The organism is Streptomyces sp. URMC 126 (assembly GCF_051386555.1).
GTDB lineage: Bacteria > Actinomycetota > Actinomycetes > Streptomycetales > Streptomycetaceae > Streptomyces.
In genome coordinates, this window is record NZ_JBPQTX010000542.1 from 1 (window position 1) to 2,591 (window position 2,591).

Genomic DNA, 2,591 nt, shown 5'->3' on the forward strand with positions numbered 1-2,591 from the left:
GAGACAGCCCCCCCGCCTCACCCGGGCGGCGTGGCGCCGCCCGCCCGTGCACAAGGGAACTAGCGGCCTTCGCCTCGCGTTGACCAGTACGAAAGGTTCCACTGGTTCAAGGGTTCCCCTGCCGCACCACCTGGAGGGCGTACCGTGCACCGCCGGCACAACGGGCTCAGGACCGCCGTACTTCTCGGCGGGCTGTCCGCGCTCATCATCGTCATCGGCAGCGTCTTCGGCCGGACGGGGCTGATCGTCGCCGTCCTGGTGGCGCTGGGCACCAACGCCTACGCGTACTGGAACAGCGACAAGCTCGCCCTGCGGGCGATGCGCGCCCGCCCGGTCAGCGAGTTCGAGGCGCCGCACCTCTACCGCATGGTGCGCGAGCTCTCGACCGCCGCGCGCCAGCCCATGCCCCGGCTGTACATCTCGCCCACCGAGGCCCCCAACGCCTTCGCCACCGGCCGCAACCCGCGCAACGCCGCGGTCTGCTGCACCGACGGCATCCTGCGCCTCCTCGACGAGCGCGAGCTGCGCGGAGTGATCGGCCACGAGCTCAGCCACGTCTACAACCGCGACATCCTCATCTCGTCCGTGGCGGGCGCGCTCGCCTCGGTGGTGATGTTCCTGGTGAACTTCGCCTGGCTGGTCCCGATCGGCAGGTCGGACGACGACGAGGGCCCGGGCATCGTCGGAATGATCATGATCATGCTGCTGGGGCCCATCGCGGCGTCCCTGATCCAGCTCGCCGTCAGCCGCTCGCGGGAGTACGAGGCCGACGCGTCCGGCGCCCGGCTCACCGGCGACCCGCTGGCCCTGGCGTCGGCCCTCCGCAAGCTGGAGACGGGTACCCGACAGCTGCCGCTCCCGCCGGAACCGCGCCTGGAGACGGCGAGCCACATGATGATCGCGAACCCGTTCCGGCCCGGCGAGGGCCTGTCCAAGCTCTTCTCGACCCACCCGCCGATGACCGAACGGATCAACCGCCTGGAACGGATGGCGGGCGGCGGCCACGGCTGACGCCGAGGCCGGCCCCTGGCCCCCACCCCGGCCTCCCGGTCCCTCCCGTCCCTTCCCCGTTCCTCCGAGGTCAGGACACCTCCTCCGTGGTCAGGACACCGTCTCGCTCCGCGGTCAGGACACCGTCTCGCCGTTGTGCGTACCGCCCTTGCACGTGGCCTTGATGTCGACCGTCAGCTCGCCCTTGTCGGCGTCGCTGTAGTCCGGTCTGCCGCCTCCGTCGAGGCAGGTGAAGACGTCGATGTCGGCCGGGGCCGCGGGCTCGGCCTGGGCGGTGGTGACGCCCAAGACGCTTACGGCGGTCAGCGCCGCCGCCAGGATCGCTCTGCGCATGGTTCCTCCCGGACGTTCGTCCGCCGGATGGCGGCACGCACGCCCACCATGGCCACCGGAAACGCCCGACGGCGCGCTGCGCTGACCCATTAGGGGGACGTCTTCAGGGGCGGGCACCGTCGCCCGCGACCCTTACGGGATCGCTCACGCCGCCGCCCGGTCCATCCGTGCCGTGCGCCGGTAACCACCGGGAGCCTGCCCGTACTCCCGCTTGAACGCCTTGGCGAACGCGAACTCGGACCCGTACCCGGCCCGTGCCGCCACGGTCGCCAGCGGGGCGTCCGACTCACGTAGCAGCCGCGCCGCCGTCGTCATGCGCCAGCGGGTCAGGTACGCGACGGGCGGTTCCCCGACGAGCGCCGTGAAGCGGCGGGCGAACGCCGCACGGGACAGCCCGGAGCGCCCGGCCAGCGACTCGACCGTCCACTGCGCCGACGGCTCCTCGTGAATCGCCGCGAGCGCCGGTGCCACCACGGGGTCGGCCAACGCGGCGGCCCATCCCGCGCCGTCCCCGGCCGGGCGCTCAGCCAGCCAGGCACGCAGGATGTACAGAAGCAGAGAGTCGATCAGCGAGGGCACGATGCCGGCCGAGCCGGGCCGCGGGTTCTCCACCTCGGCGCCCAGCAGCCGCACGGCGGCACTGAGTTCAGGGTGCCGGCCGTCCCGCGTCGAGAGGTGGATCAGCGCGGGCAGCCGGCCGACGAGGGGGTGGGGGCGGCCCTGGTCCAGGTGGTAGTTGCCGCACAGCAGGCTGGTCCGGGCGCCGTCGCCGCCGACCGAGACCGTCCCGATGGGGGTGCCCGGACAGAACTCCGCGGTGTCCTCGGGCTGTGCCGGAGTGCTCGGGTGATCGGCGAGGATGTGCCCGCGCCCGTCCCGGACGAAGATCACATCGCCTTCTTCCAGCCGGATCGGCTCCCGGTGCGACACCGCGTCCTCCAGCGGCAGCACCCAGCAGCCGCCGTGCAGCACCACGTGGAATCCGGCCCCCGCGACGGGCGGCAGCCGCAGCCCCCAGGGCGCCCGCCCGTCGGTCCGTACGGAGGCCGGGCTCCCGGTCCGCATCGAGGCCAGCGCCTCCGTCAGGATGTCCACCCGATCTCCTCCACACGACTCACCCGGCTCCCCGGCTCACCGGATTCCCAGCTCACCGGCTCCCCGGCTCACCTGACCCACCGGGTCCGCCTGTATCAGCACTGACACCCGGCCCGATGTTCCGAGCACTCCGACCGCCCACCCCGCACCCC

The 2,591-nt window shown here is 72.8% G+C and carries 3 protein-coding genes; 1 reads left to right on the top strand and 2 read right to left on the bottom strand.

All coding sequences use genetic code 11. From position 1 onward, the window contains the following. The first annotated feature begins 144 nt into the window (after positions 1-144). Complete coding sequence (htpX, locus tag ACSNOK_RS32490; RefSeq protein ID WP_436784380.1) at positions 145-1,011, top strand: zinc metalloprotease HtpX; 867 nt, start codon at positions 145-147, stop codon at positions 1,009-1,011. A 114-nt stretch (positions 1,012-1,125) separates the two neighbouring features. Here htpX and ACSNOK_RS32495 read toward each other — a convergent pair whose 3' ends face one another. Beyond that, positions 1,126-1,344: a hypothetical protein gene (locus ACSNOK_RS32495; RefSeq protein WP_436784381.1), complete on the bottom strand. Its 219-nt coding sequence runs from the start codon at positions 1,342-1,344 to the stop codon at positions 1,126-1,128. A gap of 144 nt (positions 1,345-1,488) precedes the next feature. Then, positions 1,489-2,439 carry an AraC family transcriptional regulator gene (locus tag ACSNOK_RS32500; RefSeq protein ID WP_436784382.1) on the bottom strand — a complete coding sequence of 317 codons (951 nt, stop codon included), beginning with the start codon at positions 2,437-2,439 and terminating at the stop codon, positions 1,489-1,491. Positions 2,440-2,591: the final 152 nt, after the last annotated feature.

What these genes read in the sequence shown, in the direction of transcription:
- ACSNOK_RS32495 (WP_436784381.1), bottom strand. Translation starts at nt 1,344, where the DNA reads ATGCGCAGAGCGATCCTGGCGGCGGCGCTGACCGCCGTAAGCGTCTTG.